17 protein-coding genes are annotated in these 17,420 nt (G+C 72.4%); 11 read left to right on the top strand and 6 right to left on the bottom strand.

Annotated features, from left to right (window positions below; genetic code table 11):
* Window positions 1-188: 188 nt before the first annotated feature.
* From AC0682_RS24350 to AC0682_RS24360, 3 genes are all read right to left on the bottom strand, one after another.
* On the bottom strand, window positions 189-1,742 hold the full coding sequence (locus AC0682_RS24350) for a DEAD/DEAH box helicase (RefSeq protein WP_478535095.1): 1,554 nt from the start codon (window positions 1,740-1,742) through the stop codon (window positions 189-191).
* A gap of 255 nt (window positions 1,743-1,997) precedes the next feature.
* Complete coding sequence (locus AC0682_RS24355) at window positions 1,998-2,201, bottom strand: cold-shock protein (protein ID WP_018489699.1); 204 nt, start codon at window positions 2,199-2,201, stop codon at window positions 1,998-2,000.
* Between the two features lie 340 nt (window positions 2,202-2,541).
* On the bottom strand, window positions 2,542-2,868 hold the full coding sequence (locus AC0682_RS24360; protein WP_478535096.1) for a MerR family transcriptional regulator: 327 nt from the start codon (window positions 2,866-2,868) through the stop codon (window positions 2,542-2,544).
* 468 nt (window positions 2,869-3,336) lie between these two features.
* Between AC0682_RS24360 and AC0682_RS24365 the strand changes: the two genes are divergently transcribed.
* The 4 genes from AC0682_RS24365 to AC0682_RS24380 all read left to right on the top strand — a co-directional run bounded on the left by AC0682_RS24365 (window position 3,337) and on the right by AC0682_RS24380 (window position 6,482).
* On the top strand, window positions 3,337-3,879 hold the full coding sequence (locus AC0682_RS24365; protein ID WP_478535097.1) for a hypothetical protein: 543 nt from the start codon (window positions 3,337-3,339) through the stop codon (window positions 3,877-3,879).
* Between the two features lie 10 nt (window positions 3,880-3,889).
* Entirely contained in the window at window positions 3,890-4,489 is a 600-nt protein-coding gene (locus AC0682_RS24370) for a toxin (protein WP_478535098.1), read from the top strand.
* Between the two features lie 86 nt (window positions 4,490-4,575).
* Window positions 4,576-5,853, top strand: coding sequence for an MAB_1171c family putative transporter (locus AC0682_RS24375; protein WP_478535099.1), 1,278 nt, complete (start codon window positions 4,576-4,578; stop codon window positions 5,851-5,853).
* Window positions 5,850-6,482 carry a hypothetical protein gene (locus AC0682_RS24380; protein WP_478535100.1) on the top strand — a complete coding sequence of 211 codons (633 nt, stop codon included), beginning with the start codon at window positions 5,850-5,852 and terminating at the stop codon, window positions 6,480-6,482. Before AC0682_RS24375 ends, AC0682_RS24380 begins: the two co-directional genes overlap by 4 nt.
* 80 nt (window positions 6,483-6,562) lie before the next feature.
* Here the strand turns inward: AC0682_RS24380 and AC0682_RS24385 are convergent, their stop codons facing one another.
* A complete protein-coding gene (locus tag AC0682_RS24385) occupies window positions 6,563-8,107 on the bottom strand; it encodes a ParB/Srx family N-terminal domain-containing protein (RefSeq protein WP_478535101.1) in 1,545 nt (514 codons plus the stop codon).
* Window positions 8,108-8,318: 211 nt separating this feature from the next.
* On the opposite strand from AC0682_RS24385, the gene AC0682_RS24390 reads away from it, so the two are divergent.
* Window positions 8,319-8,570 (top strand): hypothetical protein, encoded by a 252-nt coding sequence (locus tag AC0682_RS24390; RefSeq protein WP_478535102.1) that lies wholly within the window; start codon window positions 8,319-8,321, stop codon window positions 8,568-8,570.
* A gap of 193 nt (window positions 8,571-8,763) precedes the next feature.
* Window positions 8,764-9,567, top strand: a complete 804-nt coding sequence (locus AC0682_RS24395) for a GNAT family N-acetyltransferase (RefSeq protein ID WP_478535131.1) — start codon at window positions 8,764-8,766, stop codon at window positions 9,565-9,567.
* Window positions 9,568-9,579: 12 nt separating this feature from the next.
* On the opposite strand, the gene AC0682_RS24400 is transcribed toward AC0682_RS24395, so the two are convergent.
* Entirely contained in the window at window positions 9,580-11,280 is a 1,701-nt protein-coding gene (locus tag AC0682_RS24400) for a SpoIIE family protein phosphatase (protein WP_478535132.1), read from the bottom strand.
* A gap of 144 nt (window positions 11,281-11,424) precedes the next feature.
* The gene (locus tag AC0682_RS24405) at window positions 11,425-12,183 is read right to left on the bottom strand and encodes a serine aminopeptidase domain-containing protein (protein WP_478535103.1); all 759 of its coding nucleotides are present in this window, start codon (window positions 12,181-12,183) and stop codon (window positions 11,425-11,427) included.
* A gap of 205 nt (window positions 12,184-12,388) precedes the next feature.
* On the opposite strand from AC0682_RS24405, the gene AC0682_RS24410 reads away from it, so the two are divergent.
* From AC0682_RS24410 to AC0682_RS24430, 5 genes are all read left to right on the top strand, one after another.
* Window positions 12,389-12,874, top strand: coding sequence for a peroxiredoxin (locus AC0682_RS24410; protein WP_478535104.1), 486 nt, complete (start codon window positions 12,389-12,391; stop codon window positions 12,872-12,874).
* A 103-nt stretch (window positions 12,875-12,977) separates the two neighbouring features.
* Window positions 12,978-13,487 carry a hypothetical protein gene (locus AC0682_RS24415; protein ID WP_478535105.1) on the top strand — a complete coding sequence of 170 codons (510 nt, stop codon included), beginning with the start codon at window positions 12,978-12,980 and terminating at the stop codon, window positions 13,485-13,487.
* Window positions 13,488-13,605: 118 nt separating this feature from the next.
* Window positions 13,606-15,054, top strand: coding sequence for a flotillin family protein (locus AC0682_RS24420; RefSeq protein WP_478535106.1), 1,449 nt, complete (start codon window positions 13,606-13,608; stop codon window positions 15,052-15,054).
* A 1,166-nt stretch (window positions 15,055-16,220) separates the two neighbouring features.
* Window positions 16,221-16,655, top strand: coding sequence for a pentapeptide repeat-containing protein (locus AC0682_RS24425; RefSeq protein ID WP_478535107.1), 435 nt, complete (start codon window positions 16,221-16,223; stop codon window positions 16,653-16,655).
* Between the two features lie 297 nt (window positions 16,656-16,952).
* Window positions 16,953-17,285: a hypothetical protein gene (locus AC0682_RS24430; RefSeq protein WP_478535108.1), complete on the top strand. Its 333-nt coding sequence runs from the start codon at window positions 16,953-16,955 to the stop codon at window positions 17,283-17,285.
* Window positions 17,286-17,420: the final 135 nt, after the last annotated feature.

The raw sequence follows: 17,420 nt of genomic DNA on the forward strand, positions 1-17,420 counted from the left end.
GAGGAAAATCAGGCCCGTTGGGAGGGGTGGGGGGGGGGGTGGGTGTGTGCTTTCCCCCGACCCTAGCGTGGGGGGGGGGGGGGGGGGGAGAGGGGGGGCCCCCCCCCCCCTCCCCCCCCCCCCCCCCCCGCTCCGCATAAGGCGCTCGACGTCCCTCGCTGCGCGTCCCCCGACCCGCGCCTCCCGGACTACGCGGCCCGGTTCGTCCTGCGCTGGGCGGCGGCCGCACGTGCCTCGGCCGTCGGCAGGTCCGGGCGGCGGCGCCGGGCCGGGGCCCCGCCGCCGCGCTGGGTGCCGCGCCCCATGAAGGCGCCGCCGCCACCACGGCCGGAGCGCTCCTTGGGCGGGGCCGTGACGACCACGGGGACACCCGAGGGCGCCTGTGCACCGGTGATCCGGCTCAGCTCGGCCTCACCCGAGCGGACCTGGGCGATCTGCGGGGTGATGCCGGCGTCGGCCATCAGCCGGGCCATGTCGCGGCGCTGGTTGGGCAGCACCAGCGTGACGACGCTGCCGGACTCACCGGCCCTGGCCGTCCGGCCGCCGCGGTGCAGGTAGTCCTTGTGGTCGCTCGGCGGGTCCACGTTCACGACGAGGTCCAGGTTGTCGACGTGGATGCCCCGGGCGGCGACGTTCGTGGCGACGAGGACCGTGACATGCCCGGTCTTGAACCGCTCCAGGGTCCGGGTGCGCTGCGGCTGGGACTTGCCGCCGTGCAGCGCGGCCGCTCGGACCCCGCTCTGCAGCAGGTGGTCGGTGAGCTTGTCGACCGCGTGCTTGGTGTCCAGGAACATGATCACGCGCCCGTCGCGGGCGGCGATCTCCGTGGTGGTGGCGTACTTGTCGGCGCCCTGGACGTAGAGCACATGGTGCTCCATCGTCGTGACGGCACCGGCGGCCGGGTCGACGGAGTGGACGACCGGGTCGTTGAGGTAGCGCCGCACCAGCAGGTCGACGTTGCGGTCCAGGGTGGCCGAGAAGAGCATCCGCTGCCCCGCCGGGTTCACCTGGTCGAGCAGCTCGGTGACCTGCGGCATGAAGCCCATGTCGGCCATCTGGTCGGCCTCGTCGAGGACGGTGGCGGTGACCCGGTCCAGCTTGCAGTCGCCGCGCTCGATGAGGTCCTTGAGCCGGCCCGGAGTGGCGACGACGACCTCGGCACCGGCGCGCAGCGCACCGGCCTGCCGACCGATGGACATGCCGCCCACGACGGTGGCGAGCCGCAGCTTCAGCGACCGGGCGTACGGGGTGAGGGCGTCGGTGACCTGCTGGGCCAGCTCACGCGTCGGTACGAGTACCAGGGCGAGGGGGCGCTTGGCGTCGGCGCGGCGCCCCTCGGTCCGGGCCAGCACCGCCAGGCCGAACGCGAGGGTCTTGCCCGAGCCGGTCCGGCCGCGGCCGAGGACGTCACGGCCGGCCAGCGAGTTCGGCAGGGTGGCCGCCTGGATCGGAAACGGCACGGTCACCCCCTCCGCGGCGAGCGCCGCCTTGAGCTTGGCGGGCATCTCCAGCTCACCGAAGGTCTCGGCGGCGGGCAGGGCCGGGGTGACGGTCACCGGCAGGGCGAACTCGCCCGTCGGCGCGGAGCCCCGGCGCCGGGCACCGCCGGCGGAGCGCCCGGCGCCGCCCCCGGATCGACGGGGTCCGCCACCGAACCCGGCGGCACGGCGTTCGCCGCCGCCGAACCCCGAACGGGTGCGGGCGTATCGGTCGTTCGAGCGGGGGGTGCGTTCGCGGTTCATGCAGAACCTTTCCTCGATGGGGCACGTATCGAGGGATTCTTTTTCGGGGGAATAAACCGTGAACGGCACCCAGAATCGCAAGAACGAGCCGATGAAATGACAAAGGGGCACCAGGGCGTTACGCCGCGGACCCCGGAAACAACAACGAGCTGGGGCCCGCACCCCAAGGTGCGGGCCCCAGCTGCGTAGTGCCGCCTGAACGCTCCGACGGACCCGAGTGATCAGGCGTCCGAGCGATCAAGCGGAACCGAGTGATCAGGCAGGGACGATGTTCTCGGCCTGCGGGCCCTTCTGGCCCTGCGTGACGTCGAAGGAGACCTTCTGGCCTTCCTGCAGCTCACGGAAGCCGGAGGCGGCGATGTTCGAGTAGTGGGCGAAGACGTCAGCGCCGCCACCGTCCTGCTCGATGAAGCCGAAGCCCTTTTCCGAGTTGAACCACTTCACGGTGCCAGTAGCCATGTCATATCTCCTTAGGGGAGGGGCAGTGCCCGTGGGCCCACACCTTGTGGACCCCACGTCGCCGCGATGATTACCCCGTCCGGAAGAGCACCGGAAAACTTGTAAGTTTTTGGGAACCACAACTGCAACTGAGATCAACAGTAGCACGGGACCCCGGGGCAGCGCCGAACGGAATATCACACGCGGCAGGGGAACAAAGCTGCGGGGAAAAAGCCTCGTCGCGCATTGCGTGAAATTCTGTCTCAGCGAATACAGATATCTTCCGGGCGCGCCACCAGGGCTCAGGGCCCCCGGAGGCCTCGGACCTCTGGGCCGCACACCCGGGCCCGGGCCTGCGGCCTCAGCGCTCCGCTCGGCCGCGCAGCTCCTCGTTGAGGCGGAGCGCCTCTTCGAGCTGGTCCTCCAGGATCACGATGCGGCAGGCGGCCTCGACGGGCGTGCCACCGTCGACGAGTTCGCGGGCGCGGGCGGCGATACGCAACTGGTAGCGGGAGTAACGGCGATGGCCGCCCTCGGACCGCAGCGGCGTGATCAGCCGGGCCTCACCGATCGCCCGCAGGAAGCCCGGCGTCGCCCCGATCATCTCGGCGGCGCGCCCCATCGTGTAGGCGGGGTAGTCGTCGTCGTCGAGCCGATCGATGGCGTGCGAGGGGTTCTCCGGGGGCATCTGCACCTCTTCTGTCACACATGTCTGTCACACGTGACGGAGGGCCCGGGGGGCGCCGTACGCCTGCGGGGTGCCCCTCTGCCGCGTACCGCTGTTTCACCTGACTGCACAAGAAACCCTAATCGCCCGGCCAGGCCATGTCTATCGCGGCCGGGACAGCTTTCGGCCACCAGCGGCGCGGCGATGGCCGACGCGCCGATGAAGCTGACCGACTGGTCAGTTGTCGTCGGGCGGACCGCGGGGCCATAATGCACGCGTAGCCCTTCACGCATCCCCCGTCGTGAAGGGCTACACCCCTGTCCGGAACCGGTGCGGACACCAGGCCGGGGCCGGTGCGGGGCACCGACCGAGGGCCTGTTCGGACGCCGAGCCCGAGCCGGGCGCGGGCGCCACGGGTCATCACGGGCAAGGGACTCCCCTCGTGGTCCCCTGCCCGTGTTTTTTCGAGTTAACAGTGACGTAGAGTGTTTGCGCAAGCTCAGTTCCGACTCCGAGGTGAGCGTGGAGGCCCGGATGGCCAAGGTCGAAGGTGACGAACCCGGTGCGGAACGGAACGAACCGCCCCGCCCGACCTGCCCGCCGCCCCTGAACTCACTGCGGGAAAAAGTCGAGTACATGGTCGAGAGGACCTTCCCCGGCCAGAAGGTCTCCGGCCGGGTCTTCGCCGAGCTGGTGCGGGAGCGGGGCGGCTCCCTCTCGCACAGCTACTTCTCCAACATCCTCGCCGGCAAGGTCACCCACCCCTCGGAGGAGATCCTCAAGGCGCTCGGGCTGGGGTTCGGCGTGGACTGGCGCTTCTTCAAGGAGGAGTCCGAGGTCGTCGACGACGTCGTCGCGGGGCTCCAGTTCCTCGCCAAACGGCGGACCGGGGAGATCAGCGGGGTGGCGGGCCGGGGGCTGGACGACGAGGGGCTGCCCCCGGAGCTGCTCCGGTTCGCGCTCTCCCTGCTGGAGGACGCGGCGCGGGAGGGCGCGGGGGAGCCCTCGCACAACCGCCCGCAGGACACGTAGCGTCGGTGTCATGTCCCTGCGGAAGCTGCGCAAAGAGTGCGAGGCCCAGCTCGCCGACCTGCCCATCCCGGTCCCGTTCTCGCTGACCGGCCTGGTCTCCAACATGGAGGCGGCGCGCGGCCGCACGATCCGGCTGCACGAGATGCCGGACCACCTCGCCCGCGTCAACGCCGCCTGCGGGCTGCGCCTGAAGGCGGGCTCCACCAGCCTCGTCCTCTACCGCCGCAGGCCCACCGCGTACCAGACCGAGCACGTCATCCTGCACGAGCTGTGCCACGAGTGGTTCGACCACGGCACGACCCTCGACGCGGAGCAACTGCGCACGCTGCTCCCCGTCTTCGACACCTCGCTGATCGCCCGGATGATCTCCCCGGAGGCCGCCGCGTCCTTCGCCGCCGGCGGCTCCACCGTGCAGGCCCGCGCGCAGTACGCGACCCACGACGAACGCATGGCCGAATTCGGCGCCTCCCTCATCCCCCGGATGGCACGGGACCTCACCACCGATGACATGGTGGGGCGGCTGACGGACTCCCTCTCCCGCCCGGTGGCCCACCGCCGACGCGGACTGTTCCCCCGGATCGGCCGGAGGGGCCCCTCGGCCGACGCGTGACCCGGGGCGCGCCTCCTCACCTGACACGTGCCACCACGGCCCGTCCCCCACTGCCATGCCCCCGACACCCGAGGACGAAAACCGCTGTGACCCCCCTCGATCTCGCCGGATACCTGATAGCCGGCCTGATGACAGCCGTTGCCCTGTGGCGTATGCCCGCTGCCCTGTGGGGCGACGAGGAGGACCGCAGACGGCGCGCCCTGTGGGGCTGCTACGCCGGATTCGCCCTCGCCCTGTGGACGAAGACCGAGGCGGTGCGCATCGGCCTCAACAACAGCGCCGTCACCGACCTCGCCGTCCTCATCAAGCACTACACCGCGACGGTGGCGATTCTGGCCATCCTCAGCTACATCGTCGCCATCTACGGCAGTTACCCGGAAGCGGGCGCCGTCCCCCGCCACGTACGGTTCGCCCGGCTCGTCCAGCAGGTCGCGGCCAAGGCCTCCGTGGCCACGCTGATCCTGCTGACCGTCCTCTTCTTCACCGTCGTCGACCGCTCCGAGCCCTCGGACCGCTTCGTCTCCGACCACGCGGGCGAGTGGGGCGCCACGCTCTACATGAGCGTCTTCTACCTCTACCTCGGCGCCGCCTCCGCCGTCTGCGCCTTCCAGTGGGCGCTGGCCACCGCCGACGCCCGGCGGCGCCATCTGCGCATCGGGCTCGGGATGATGACGTTCGCGATGTTCATCGGCGTCGGATACACCGTCAGCCGGACCCTGTTCCTCTGGATCAGCGTGGTGAACGAGCCGAGCGAGACGTTCGCCCTCCGTTTCGACCAGGTGACCGAGGCGGCGCAACTGGTCCTCTTCGCGTTCTTCGCTCTCGGCGCGTCCGTCCCAGCCTTCAGCAACGGCGCACGCCGGGTGCGGCTGTGGCGGGCCCAGGTCCGGCTGCACGCTCTCTGGCGCGAGCTGATGACCGCCTTCCCCGACCAGCCCTTCGACCCGCCCGCCTCCCTCACCCGCGAGCTGACCCGGTTCAACGCCCCGGCCGACCTGCGCGTCGACCGCTGGGCCGCCGACATCGCGGACGCGGTGGAGAAGCTGCGCCACTACGTCCCCGACGGGCTGGTCGCCGCCGCCGAGGAGGCGGCCGCCCGCGAGAGCGCCGATGCCCGCCGGGCGGCGGCGCTCGGTGACGCGTACTGGCTCAGGGCCGCCCTGCTGGCCAAGGAGTCCGGCGCCCCCGCGGGCCCCGCCGCGACGGTGGCGGCCCAGCAGGCCTCGGACCAGGACGGCGAGGTGGCCCGGCTGGAGCGGGTCGCCGCGGCCTACCGGACGGTGACGGCGGAGCGCGCCGGACAGGTGCTCGCGGCAGCCGCCGCACCCCGTACGGCACAGCAGCGGACGGAGCAGCCCTCATGACCAGCAGCACCAGCACCAGCACCGAGGGCACGACACCTGCCCCCGAGGACGCCACCCGCCGCACCCGCCTCGCGCGCACGGTCACCGACGTGCTCCAGCCCCGCAACGCCCTCCTCGCGGGCATGCTCGGCATCGGGCTCGCCGCCGCCGGGGAGTGGACGGGGCTGCTCTGGGGCTTCCTCGGGGCGCTCTGCGCCGGACTGATCCCGGCGGGGTACATCGAGTGGGAGCGCGGGCGCGGCACCTGGGGCGACCGCCATGTCGTGGACCGTACGAAACGGGCCCCGATCTTCTTCGTCATCCTCGGCTCGGTCGGGGGCGGTTCGGTGGTGATGATGCTCGGGAAGGCGCCGGTCGGCATCCTCGTCGCGATGCTCGGGCTCTGGGTGATGACGATCGGGCTGCTCGCCGTCAACACGGTGTGGAAGATCTCGGTCGACTCGGCGGTGGCCTCGGCGGTGGTCTCCCTGCTCGCGGTCGTGCACTCCCCCTGGTGGCTGGCCGCCTACACGATGACCGTGGCCGTCTGCTGGTCACGCGTGGCCCTCGGCTACCACACGGTCGCGCAGACCGTGGCGGGTGCGGGACTGGGAGCGGCGACGACGGTGGCGTACGCGTTCGGGGGCTGACGCCTCACCAGGGGCAGGGTGTACGGGGCAGGGCGCGCGACACTCGGCCCCGTACGCCTCCCCCGCACCTGCACCCCGGCTCACACCCCCGCGCACTGCCCCGTCCGCGGCCCCCGGACCTCGTTCTCCCGCCCCGTGTTGTCGGGCGCCGGAACGTTGGCGGAGCACGCGAGGGGACCCGTCACCGTGTTGGCGGCGAGCTGGACGCCTCCGGTGTTGCCGGTCAGGACGACCGCCCCGGTCACCGTGTTGGCGGTGCAGCCCGGCCCGCCGAGCCGGACAGGTCCGACGGTACGGCTGACGACCAGTGGCCCGGTGAGGCTCGACCCGCACACCTGGACGGCGGCCGCACGGTCCGACTGGAGCGGGCCCTCCAGCGAGGAGCCGGTGAGGACGAGGGCGGCTCCGGCGCGCACGGTGACCGGCCCGCGCAGGGTGGCGCGGTGGACGCAGGTGACGCCGTCCGTGACGGTCAGCGGACCGTTCCGTACGCCGGTGATCTCCGTGGTGCACGCGGGGGCGCGCTCCACCGCGGCCTTGTACGCGAGCGATTCGGCCAGCTTGCCCGGCTTGGTGTCCGTCAGGGGCCTGCTCAGCTTGGCGAACTCCCCACCCGTCTCCTTCTTGCCGCCGTTCCACTCCGCGATCCGGCCCAGCTGCCCCGCGGTCTTCCCGTCGTCGACGACGGCGTCGGCGTCGAGCGCGGCCATCGACTTCGAGGCGCTCTTGACCAGGTCGAGATAGGGCCCGGGGGAGGTGAGGTCGTACGCGGACGTGTCGTGCTCACCGCGCAGCCAGGCGCCCCACGAGAACTCCAGGAACTCCGACGCGCCTTCCGGGACTTCGTAACCGATGTTCCGCGTGAAGTAGACGAGGCTGCGGTACGGGTCGTCGCGGAAGTGTGTGATGCCCAGTCGGCTCGGCAGTTGCTCGACCCCCAGCGGCCGGTTGTCCTCGTCGCGCAGCCACACCTTCTTCTCGGCCGTCATCCGCTGCCAGAAGGCGGCGGGGGACAGGGAGCTGAAGTTGTCGGTGACGCGGAGCCGGATCGGCAGCCGGGTGGAGCCGTCGGGGCCCTCCAGGAAGGACGTCAGGGTGTGGTGCCCGTCGGTGAGGTAGAGCTTCCCGCCGGGGCCGATGACGGCCGTCTTCATCGGGGCGAGTGACTTCTCGGTCTCCTGGCCGAGCGGCACGGTGCAACTGAAGCTCGCCGGGTCGTCCAGCCGGGCGCCGGGGCCCACCGATGCCGCCTCGCCCTGGCCGTTGGTCTCGCACCAGTCGTCGAAGCGCTTGTTGAAGCCGCCCCCGGCCTCATCCCGGTCGCTGCCGTAACGGCCCAGCTTGTAGAAGACCTGGTCGAAGCCGAGGACGGCCTGGGTCGGGTGGAGTTCGCCCAGGGTGACGCCGATCAGATCGCCCGGCTGGGCGCAGGCGCGCGGCAGCGGCCAGCTCCCGGCGCACATCCCGGCGCCCGCCGGGCCCGCGCCACCGGAACCCGCGCCGCCCGGTCCCGCGGCGGCTGCCGTACCCGTACCCGCTCCGACGGCGACCGTGCTCGCGGCCAGCACTCCCGCCAGGAGGCGGGCCCCGCGCCGCGGCAGGCCGGCGGCCCTCGATCTGTTCATGGACGACCTCTCCGTACAGGCGTTTCTTCCGCTCTTCCGCTCTTCCGCGGTGACGATCGCAAGGCGCGGCGACGCGGGCACGGACGGAGCATGAACGCACGATGACGCTGTCACGCCCCGCCCCCGCGCGGTCGTCCCGTTTGCGGTGGCCGCAGGCACCCGGTTATGTGGAGGGCGGAGAGTGCGGCCCGGACCCCCAGGAGGTAGTCCTATGGCGAAGAAGAACCGCTCCGTTCCCACCAAGGGCCTGCGGGGCAGCAAGGTGGGGCTGGCGCTGAGCCTGGGCAGCAGCGCACTCGCCGTCGTGAGGGCGTCCAAGCAGGTACGCCGGGCCAGGAGCACCCACGACAGGCTGAGCACCGCCGACGCGGTGGCGGGGCTGCTGCCGCTGATCACCTCGGCCGCCCTGGTCCTGCGGCAGCTGCGCGGCCGGAAACGGGAGAGCACCCCGAAGACGGCGTGAGCGCCCGGCAGGACGGGGACGGCCACCCCGACGGCCCAGCGACCGGTCACTGAACCCCCCTGCCTCTGGGTACGGCTGTAGCGTGCCGACCCCTGCGAAGAACACCGAGAGCACCGAGAACTCCACGGCCCGCGACGCCTCAGCGACCTCAGCGAGCTTCGAGATCGCCGCCGCCAGCGCCGAGGACGTCGTCATGTTGGGCGAGTGGGCCCACGAAGAGTCCTGGAACCCGGGCCTCACCGACGGCCGGGTCTTCTTCCCGACCGACCCCGGCGGCTTCCTGATCGGCCGCCTCGACGGCGAGCCGGTCACCTCCGTCTCCGTCGTCCGGTACGGCCCGGACCACGGCTTTCTGGGCTTCTACCTGACCCGCCCCCATCTGCGCGGCCAGGGATACGGGCTGCGCACCTGGCAGGCCGGCACGGCCCGGCTCGCCGGTCGCACCGTCGGGCTGGACGGGGTCCCCGCCCAGCAGGACAACTACCGCCGCTCCGGCTTCCGCACCTGCTGGAGCAACGCCCGGTACGAGGGCACTCCGCCGCCGGACATCGCCCCACCCCCGGGCACCACGCTCGTCGACGCCCGTTCTGTGCCGTTCGCCCGACTCGCCGCGTACGACCGGCGGTTCTTCCCGGCGCCCCGGGACCACTTCCTGGCGGCCTGGATCACCGCCCCCCGGCGGACGGCGCTGGCGGCGGTGCGGGACGGGGAGCTGCAGGGGCTCGCGGTGGTGCGGGAGTGCCGCGCCGCCTCCCGTATCGGACCGCTGTACGCCGCGTCCCCGCAGGTGGCGGCGGCCCTGGTGAGCGCGGTGGCGGCGGCGGGGCCGGACGGCCCGGTGGCGATCGACGTACCCGACCTGAACCCGGCGGCGGTGCGGCTCGCGGACGAGCTGGGCCTGACCCCCTCGTTCGACACGGCCCGGATGTACACGGGTCCGCAGCCGGTGGTCGACCGGGACGGCTACTACGGCATCACGAGCCTGGAACTGGGCTGAGCCTCCGGGGGCCTACGGGGAGCCGCCCGGCTTCCGCTGCGTCGGCTGGTCCTCCCTGATCCGGGAGGCCAGCACCGCGATGTCGTCCTCCGCGTCCCCGCCGAACCGCTCCAGCACCCGGTCCAGCAGCTCCTCCAGGCTGCCGCCGGAGGGCAGGGTCAGCGAGGCCAGACGGGCCACCGACACGTCGATGTCCTCGTCCCGGCGCTCCACCAGGCCGTCGGTGTACATGAACAGCACGGTTCCCGGGCCGCAGGGCACGGAAGTGGTCCGGTACCCGCCGAAGCCGGTGCCGAGCGGCGGCCCGGACTCCACCGGGACGACGTGGGCCCGCGAGGCCCCCGGATCGATGAAGACCGGCGGCAGGTGGCCCGCACTGGCCGTCTCGCAGACCCCGCCGAACCGGTCCACGACAGCCAGCAGACACGTGGCCGCCCGGTCGATCCCCGACCGCTCCACCATCGTGTCGAGCCGCTCCAGGATCTGGTGCGGCGGCAGGTCCTCGGCGGCCAGCAGCCGCAGCAGCGAGCGGTAGTGGCTCATCGCCACGGCGGCCTCCACCCCGTGGCCCATGACGTCGCCCATCGCCTTGAGGTGGCGGCCGTCCCGGAGCGGTACGACGTCGAACCAGTCGCCGCCCACCAGCACGCCCCGCTCGGCCGGGAGGTAACGGGTGGCGATCTCCACGTGGGGGTGGGGGCCGCGGGGCTCGGAGAGCAGGGAGCCCTGGAGCTCGCGCGCGATGCTGTGCTCGCGGTCGTAGCGGCGGGCGTGGTCGAGGTCGACGGCGGCGCGCCCGGCGAGTTCCCGGGCGACGACCACGTCCTGGTCGCTGAAGGCGGGCGATCCCTCCGCCCGCACCAGGCTGAGCGTGCCGACCTGACGGCCGCGGGCGATGAGCGGGACGACGAGCGCCTGGCGCAGTCCGAGGGCCGAGGCGGCGGCCGTCCGTTGCCCGGCGAAGGCGGAGCGGCCGCGCCGGTGGTCCTCCCAGTCGTCGAGGACCGGCTTGTTCTCGGCCAGGCAGCGGATGGCGGCGGAGTCCGCCGCGAAGTCGACGTACTCCCCCGGGTGCCCGAACCGCTGCATCTGCTCGTCGAGCGCTCCCCGGCCCCGCAGCGCGGCCCGGCGCAGCCGCAGGGCACCGGGTTCGGCACGGCGTACGGGATGCCCCACCTCGGGCGGGAAGACGTCGACGGCGGCCACGTCGGCGAAGCTGGGCACGACGAAGTCGGCCAGCTCCCGGCATGTGGTGTCCATGTCCAGCGTGGTGCCGATCCGCACGGCGGCCGTGGAGAGCAGGGCGACATGGCCCCGGGCCTCCTCCAGCTCCGCCCGCTGCCGCGCCACATCGCTGATCTCGACGACGATCACCATCAGCCCGCACACGTCCCCGCCGGTGTCCAGCCGGTGGTAGGTGGCGCGCCAGAACCGCGGGTCGCTGGAGGGCGCGGTCCAGGTCCGGCCGCTGATCGTCTGCTCCCGGGGTTCGCCGTCGCGCAGCACCCCGCGCAGCACGGCGGCCTGGCCGCGCAGCTCGGGCAGCACCTCGGAGAAGGTCCGGCCCAGATGGGAGCCGGCGCGCAGGCCGTTGAGCCGTTCGAGTGCCGGGTTGACGTAGGTGTAGCGGAGGTTCGCGTCGAGCACGGCCACGCCTGCGGGGTTCCCGTCGAGCAGGGCGGCCACGGTCGGGGGGTCGAAGGACGACGGCATACCGTCGCCGCACGCTTCGGCCTGCAAGGGGGTCTCCTCCGCCGTAGATCGGCCTTTGGACCTCCATCGTGGACGGCGGCCCCGGGCTCCGCATCCGCAGCACGGCCGGTGCGGACCGGCCGGAGGCGTCCGGCGGGGAGGGGGTCAGGGGCTCGGCTGGAGTCCTGCCGGGCCCCGCCGGGCACGCAGCCGGTCGAGATCGAGGGTGCCCTCGGTGGGCTCGGCGGTCGGCGGCAGGCCGAGGGCGGCCGTGACGGGCTCCGGCAGACTGCCGGTACCCAGCAGTCCGGTGACCAGGGTGGTCGTGAGGCGGTGCCAGGCAGGGGCGCGCCGGATCATCGCGTGGTCGCCGCCCCGGACCGTCACCATGCAGGTGCGGGCGCCCGCGCGGCGGGCCCGGGTGGTGAGGGACTGGGTGGCCTGGGGGCTGGTGATCCGGTCCCGGCTGCTGTGGACGAGGACCACGTCACGGCCCGCGAGCTGGGTCACCGGGTCGCCCGGCGGGCACCAGGGGGCGAGGCCGACGACTCCGCGGACGAGGGGGTGCCCGGCGGCGAGCAGGGCGGCGCGGGCGCCCATGGAGTGGCCGAGCAGCACCACCGGCGCCCCGTCGGCCTCCTCCCCGAGGGCGTCGAGCGCGGCCAGGGCGTCGTGCAGGGCGTCGGCACGGTCCCCGTTCCACCCCCGGTGGGCGTACCGCACCTGCCCTACGAGAACGTCCGCACCGCTCTCCGGGTCGCTCTGCGGGCCCGGGGTGGCGCGGGTGGCGCGGCGCAGGGCGCGGACGAAGGGGCGCATCCGGGCGCCGGGGAGGTTGAGGAGGCCCGGAGGCGGCGGCTCCGTACCGTTCTCGTAGCCACCGTGCAGGACGAGAACGGCTGCCGACGGGGTTCGTGGGGCCACGCGTACCTCCGGGTCCGGGTCGAGGAGCGGGGCAGGGACCGGGCGCCCCGCCCCGCACGTCTTCGGTCCGGTGTATTCGGCGCGGGCGCCCCTGCCGGATGGGCCGAACGTGTCAGCGGACGGAAAGTGCCGTTCACTGTACGGGCAACGCCCCCGTCCTCGTACGGACCACGAACGCGTCACGGACGCACACGAAGGAGTCGTCATGGCGGCAGGACCACCCCTCGGCACCCCGGCACCGGACTTCACGCTTCCGGGCGGTGTCCTGTCCGGGGGCGCCTTCGACCGTGCCGACCACACGCTCTCCGCCGCCCGCGGCCGCACCCTGGTGCTGGCGTTCTACCCCGGGGACGACACCACGGTCTGCACGAAGCAGCTGTGCTCGTACTCCTCGGGCACGGAGACCTTCGAGGGGCTGGACGCGGAGGTCTGGGGCATCAGCCCACAGGGTGTGGACAGCCATGAGTCGTTCGCACGGGCCTACGGACTCCGGATGCCGCTGCTGGCCGACGAGGGCCGGGAGACCGCCAGGGCGTACGGGATCACGGCCCCCGGCATCGGCGTACGGAGGGCCATCTTCCTCATCGGCCCCGACGGCGTCCTACGCTGGAAGCGCGTGGCGTTGCTGGGTGCGACCTTCCCGTCACTTTCCACCCTTGCTGATCAGTTGTCCGGCATCAAAACCGCGTAAAGACTGCCGGGTCCCGGCAGCGCCGCGAACCGGGCATCTGTGGGACCATCCAGCTAGTTCGACGGAGACACCGGGGGAAGTCGAAGAACAGGGGAGTGATCAGGTGACCTTCTTTCTCGGTCTCGGCATCGTGGGGATCGTCCTGCTGGCGCTCTCCCTGATCTTCGGCGGCTTCCTCGAAGGGCTGTTCGACGGTGTGCTCGACGGCCTCTTCGACGGGCTGCTCTCGCTTCCGGTGATCGCCGGATTCGTCTCGATGCTCGGTTTCGGCGGGGCGATCGTGCTCGGCACCACGGGAGCCGGGCCGCTCGTGGCCACCGCCGTCGGCGTCGGGGCCGGTGTCGTCGCGGGCTGGCTGACGTGGAAACTCAGCAAGGCCCTGATGCGGGACCAGACATCGGCCACCCCGCGCGGAGGCGACCTCGTCGGCACGTCCGGGACGGTCGTGACGGCCATCCCTGCCGACGGCTACGGCGAGGTGATGCTGCGGCTGGCGGGCCAGCCCGTCAAGTACGCGGCGAAATCCCCGGAGCCCGTCGTCCGGGGCACCGAGATCTGGGTGGAGGCGGAGCTGTCGACGACGTCGGTGGCGGTCCGTCCGGTGGACCGCTGAGAGCACCCGCCTCACCGCACACCCAGGAACCGACCACCTCACCCACCCCACCAGCACAGCGTCTGGCACCACAAACAATCTGCCGTCCCCCATCCGGGAGGCAGGGGGGACATTCCTCATGAGTCCAGTAGCCATCGCCGTCATCGGCATTGTCGTCCTGCTCGTCCTGCTCGGCCTCGTCGTCATCACGCGGTACAAGGTCGCCGGGCCCAGCGAGGCGTTCATCATCACCGGCCGCCGGGGCAAGAAGTCGGTCGACCCGGTCACCGGCCTCACCAGCACCGACAACAGCGGCCAGAAGGTCGTCGTCGGTGGCGGTGTCTTCGTCGTGCCGTTCGTCCAGCAGAGGTTCACCCTGGACCTCTCCAGCCGGCACATCCCGGTCGCCGTGCGCGGCGCGGTCACCCTGCGCGGGGTGAAGTCGAACCTCGAAGGCGTCGCGATCGTCAAGGTCGGAGGCGGTGAGGAGGCGATCCGCGCCGCCGCCCAGCGCTTCCTCCAGCAGCAGGACGGCATCGTCGGCTTCACCCAGGAAGTGCTCTCCGGTGCGCTCCGCGCCATCGTCGGCCGGATGTCGGTCGAGGACATCATCCGGGACCGGGCCGCGTTCGCCGGGCAGGTCGCGGAGGAGGCCGAGACCAGCCTCTCCGGCCAGGGCCTGATCCTGGACGCCTTCCAGATCCAGGACATCACCACCGAGGGCTCCTACCTGGAGGACCTGGGCCGCCCGGAGGCCGCCCGCGCCAAGCAGGAGGCGGACATCGCTGAGGCGATCGCCAAGCGCGCCTCGGAGCAGGCCCGGCTGAAGGCGGCCGAGGAGATCGCCATCGCGGAGCGGACGTACTACCTGAAGCAGGCCGAGATCAAGGCCGAGACCGAGGCGGCAGCCGCCAAGGCCAACGCCGCCGGTCCGCTCGCCGAGGCGGCCCGCCAGCAGGAAGTGCTCCAGGAGCAGGAGAAGGTGGCCGAGCGCCAGGCCGCGCTGACCGACCGCGAGCTGGACACCAAGGTCCGCAAGCCCGCCGACGCCGCCCGCTACCAGGCCGAGCAGGAGGCGGAGGCCCGCCGTATCGCCCTGGTCAAGGAGGCCGAGGCGGACGCGGAGCGCTCCCGCCTGACCGGTGAGGGTGAGAAGCTCCACCGCTCGGCGCTGGCCGACGCGGTGCGCATCGAGGGCGAGGCCGAGGCCGCGTCGATCGCCGCGAAGGGTGCGGCGGAGGCGGAGGCCATGCAGAAGAAGGCCGACGCGTTCGCGCAGTACGGTGACGCGGCCGTCCTCCAGATGCTGGTCGAGGTCCTCCCGCAGGTCGTCGCGAAGGCCTCCGAGCCGCTGAGCGCGATCGACAAGCTGACGGTCGTCTCGACGGACGGCGCCAGCCAACTGGCCCGCACGGTCACCGACAACGTCGCCCAGGGCATGGAACTGCTCAGCTCCACGACGGGTGTGGACCTGGCCGCGCTCCTGGAGAACCTGAAGAACCGCACGACGGGCGAGACCGCCGAGCCCACGCCGGAGAAGGCCACCGCCACCGGCGAGGACAAGGACAGGATCGAGATCACGGACTGAGGCCCACCGCCTCGGCTCCCCCTTTGTGCCCGGCGAGCGGGCGCGCGTACGGCGCCTCCGTGCGCATACGCCACGGTCGCCGGGCACAGCCGTGTCCGCCGCGCCGCCGAACTGCGGAAACCGGCCAACTACCGTTCGTCGGCGCTCTCGGACGCCCCGTGGGCGGCGGCGGCAGCGGCGAGGCGCCCCGCCACCCGTTCGGATCGCGCCCGGCCCTTACGGCAGCGGCGGCCTCCTCCGCGAGATCGACGCCCGGGTCGGCGGCCCGCCTCTCGGCCCACCGCGCCCAGGCGGCGGCCCGCCGGCAGTCGGGGCACATCTCCTCCCCGCCCCAGGACCGGAGGACACGCTCGGTGCCGGGGCCGACACAGGCGCCAAGGGGCGGCGGGACACCGGCAGTCGCAGGCCCCGCGTCCGAAGCGGAATCCACAGCGGCGGAGACGGGCCACAAGCGGCATCGGCTTCCCCCGCCCCCTCACGAGCAAGCGACGCCGCGTTCCCGCTCCGCCCCAGCTGCGGCACTTCAGGCATCGTGTGCTCCAGCCGATTCCGGAGAAACCCCACGGCGGGCCCCACCGCCCCGAGGGACAGCGGCACCCGCCCGACTTCGCCCTCCTTCACCCACCAGGGCACCCGACCCGCGGCCTTCCCCTCACGCACGCATCCGATGACGGCCGACCGGCCTTGCGCGATCCGGAACTCGCGCCCCTGGATGCCGACTTCGCGAGCAAGATCGGACAGGGCCTTGCGGGCCCGCTCCTCGGCAGACCCCTGACCATGGGCGATCGTGACCTTCGCGTCACTGCCGAGACGCGGGGGACGCATGACGTCGTACGAGACCTTCGCGTAGCCCGGAACAGGCGCGACAGCACGCCGGAGCATCCTGATGGACCTCTTGCTTCCACTCGTGGGGTGCGGGGCCTCGGGCGGGTGCTGTGAACACCACCGCAGGCCCCCTCATGTGTGCGCACATCAGCGCACACACAGAGCGTAAGGAATCGCTCACCACACAGCAGACGCGCGGGAGTTCGTGCCCAAACCAACCCGAGACGGCCCCAAGTCGCCCTACAGAGGCACACGATCGCCTGACATCGCCCCAGCTGTTGAACCGTCACGTTGTCGCAATCTCGACGCCTCTCACCAGCCCGGCTGAGACGCTGGTCCCCATGACCACGCCACTGACCGCCCGCCAACGCCTTTCCGAGCTCCACCGCTATGCGGCCGTAAGCGGCGAGGACTTCACCCACCAGAACCTCGCATCCACGCGCACCAACCAACTCCGCTTCGCCCGCTGCTCCTTCGCGGGCGCGGACCTTCGCTACGCGACCCTCGAAGGCTGTTGGTTCAAGTTCTGCGACTTCACCGGCGCCGACCTCCGCGGAGCCTCCCTCCGTGGGGCGGTCCTCGCCGGCTGCAACCTCCGCGACGCCGACCTCCGCGACACCGACCTCACCGGCGCCCGCCTCAGCACGGTCAACACCGGCATCCCGCGTTTGGGCCCGACGGACATCACGGGCGCCCGCTTCGGGGGAACGTCCCTGCGCGGCGTCCACGCGGAGGACGTCATCGGCTGGCCGCCGGAGCCGGTGCGGAGCGAGTAGGGCGCGGGGACGACCTGGAGCTTGTTCCCGCGGTACGGCAGCGGGCGGGGGAGAGCGGTGACTCCGTCGGCGTCGGCCGCGCGGGGCGGGTTTTCGGACGGAACGCGCAGGAGGGCAGGGATCCAGTAGCTGGCTCCTGACACTCCATCCACCCTCTGTACAGGGCGCGTTGGCCGGGGCCGCGGCACTACGACACCCCCGCTTCTTCACACTTTCCGCGCCTGCCGTGCTGTGCGCTGTGGGACGGTGGTTCGACGGGCGGCCCGGTCGGTCAGGCGTCCGCGTAGGGGGGATCTCATGCGTTTTCGCGCCGTCGCGGCCTCCGCCGCGCTCGTCCTGGGTGCCGCGACAGGCGTGGCCGCCTGTTCGTCCCTGCCGGACGGTTCCGGGAGCTCCCGGCCCGCCGCACCCGGGCCGTCGGACAGCCCTTCCCCGGTGGACGGTCTGACCGGGGACATCGAGACCGGAAAGCGTCAGCCGGGGCCACCCCTGATGGTGGGGCAGGGCGGGGAAGGGACCACCCGGTGTGCCGGGGAGGTGGAGGAGATTCCGGCGGAGTGTGCCCTTGATCTCTCGTTCGGCGAGAGCAGTGACGGGCAGGAGGCCCCCCACGCTCCCGACGCCCGGTAGATCCGGAGCCACCCCAGCGGGGGGGGGGGGGGGGGGGGGGGGGGGGGGGGGGGGGTGGGGGGGGGGGGGGGGGGGGGTCCCCCCCCCCCCGACCTTCCCCACACCCACTCCCCGTTTTCCACAGAGCGGGGCTCC

The organism is Streptomyces sp. NPDC043746 (assembly GCF_056436485.1).

Bases quoted from the DNA above. Each gene is read 5' to 3' on its own strand.
- AC0682_RS24400 (WP_478535132.1), bottom strand. From the start codon at position 11,280: ATGCCGTCGTCCTTCGACCCCCCGACCGTGGCCGCCCTGCTCGACGGG.
- AC0682_RS24390 (WP_478535102.1), top strand. From the start codon at position 8,319: ATGGCGAAGAAGAACCGCTCCGTTCCCACCAAGGGCCTGCGGGGCAGC.
- AC0682_RS24370 (WP_478535098.1), top strand. From the start codon at position 3,890: ATGTCCCTGCGGAAGCTGCGCAAAGAGTGCGAGGCCCAGCTCGCCGAC.
- AC0682_RS24380 (WP_478535100.1), top strand. From the start codon at position 5,850: ATGACCAGCAGCACCAGCACCAGCACCGAGGGCACGACACCTGCCCCC.
- AC0682_RS24385 (WP_478535101.1), bottom strand. From the start codon at position 8,107: ATGAACAGATCGAGGGCCGCCGGCCTGCCGCGGCGCGGGGCCCGCCTC.
- AC0682_RS24410 (WP_478535104.1), top strand. From the start codon at position 12,389: ATGGCGGCAGGACCACCCCTCGGCACCCCGGCACCGGACTTCACGCTT.
- AC0682_RS24430 (WP_478535108.1), top strand. From the start codon at position 16,953: ATGCGTTTTCGCGCCGTCGCGGCCTCCGCCGCGCTCGTCCTGGGTGCC.
- AC0682_RS24395 (WP_478535131.1), top strand. From the start codon at position 8,764: ATGTTGGGCGAGTGGGCCCACGAAGAGTCCTGGAACCCGGGCCTCACC.
- AC0682_RS24425 (WP_478535107.1), top strand. From the start codon at position 16,221: ATGACCACGCCACTGACCGCCCGCCAACGCCTTTCCGAGCTCCACCGC.
- AC0682_RS24350 (WP_478535095.1), bottom strand. From the start codon at position 1,742: ATGAACCGCGAACGCACCCCCCGCTCGAACGACCGATACGCCCGCACC.
- AC0682_RS24355 (WP_018489699.1), bottom strand. From the start codon at position 2,201: ATGGCTACTGGCACCGTGAAGTGGTTCAACTCGGAAAAGGGCTTCGGC.
- AC0682_RS24420 (WP_478535106.1), top strand. From the start codon at position 13,606: ATGAGTCCAGTAGCCATCGCCGTCATCGGCATTGTCGTCCTGCTCGTC.
- AC0682_RS24360 (WP_478535096.1), bottom strand. From the start codon at position 2,868: ATGCCCCCGGAGAACCCCTCGCACGCCATCGATCGGCTCGACGACGAC.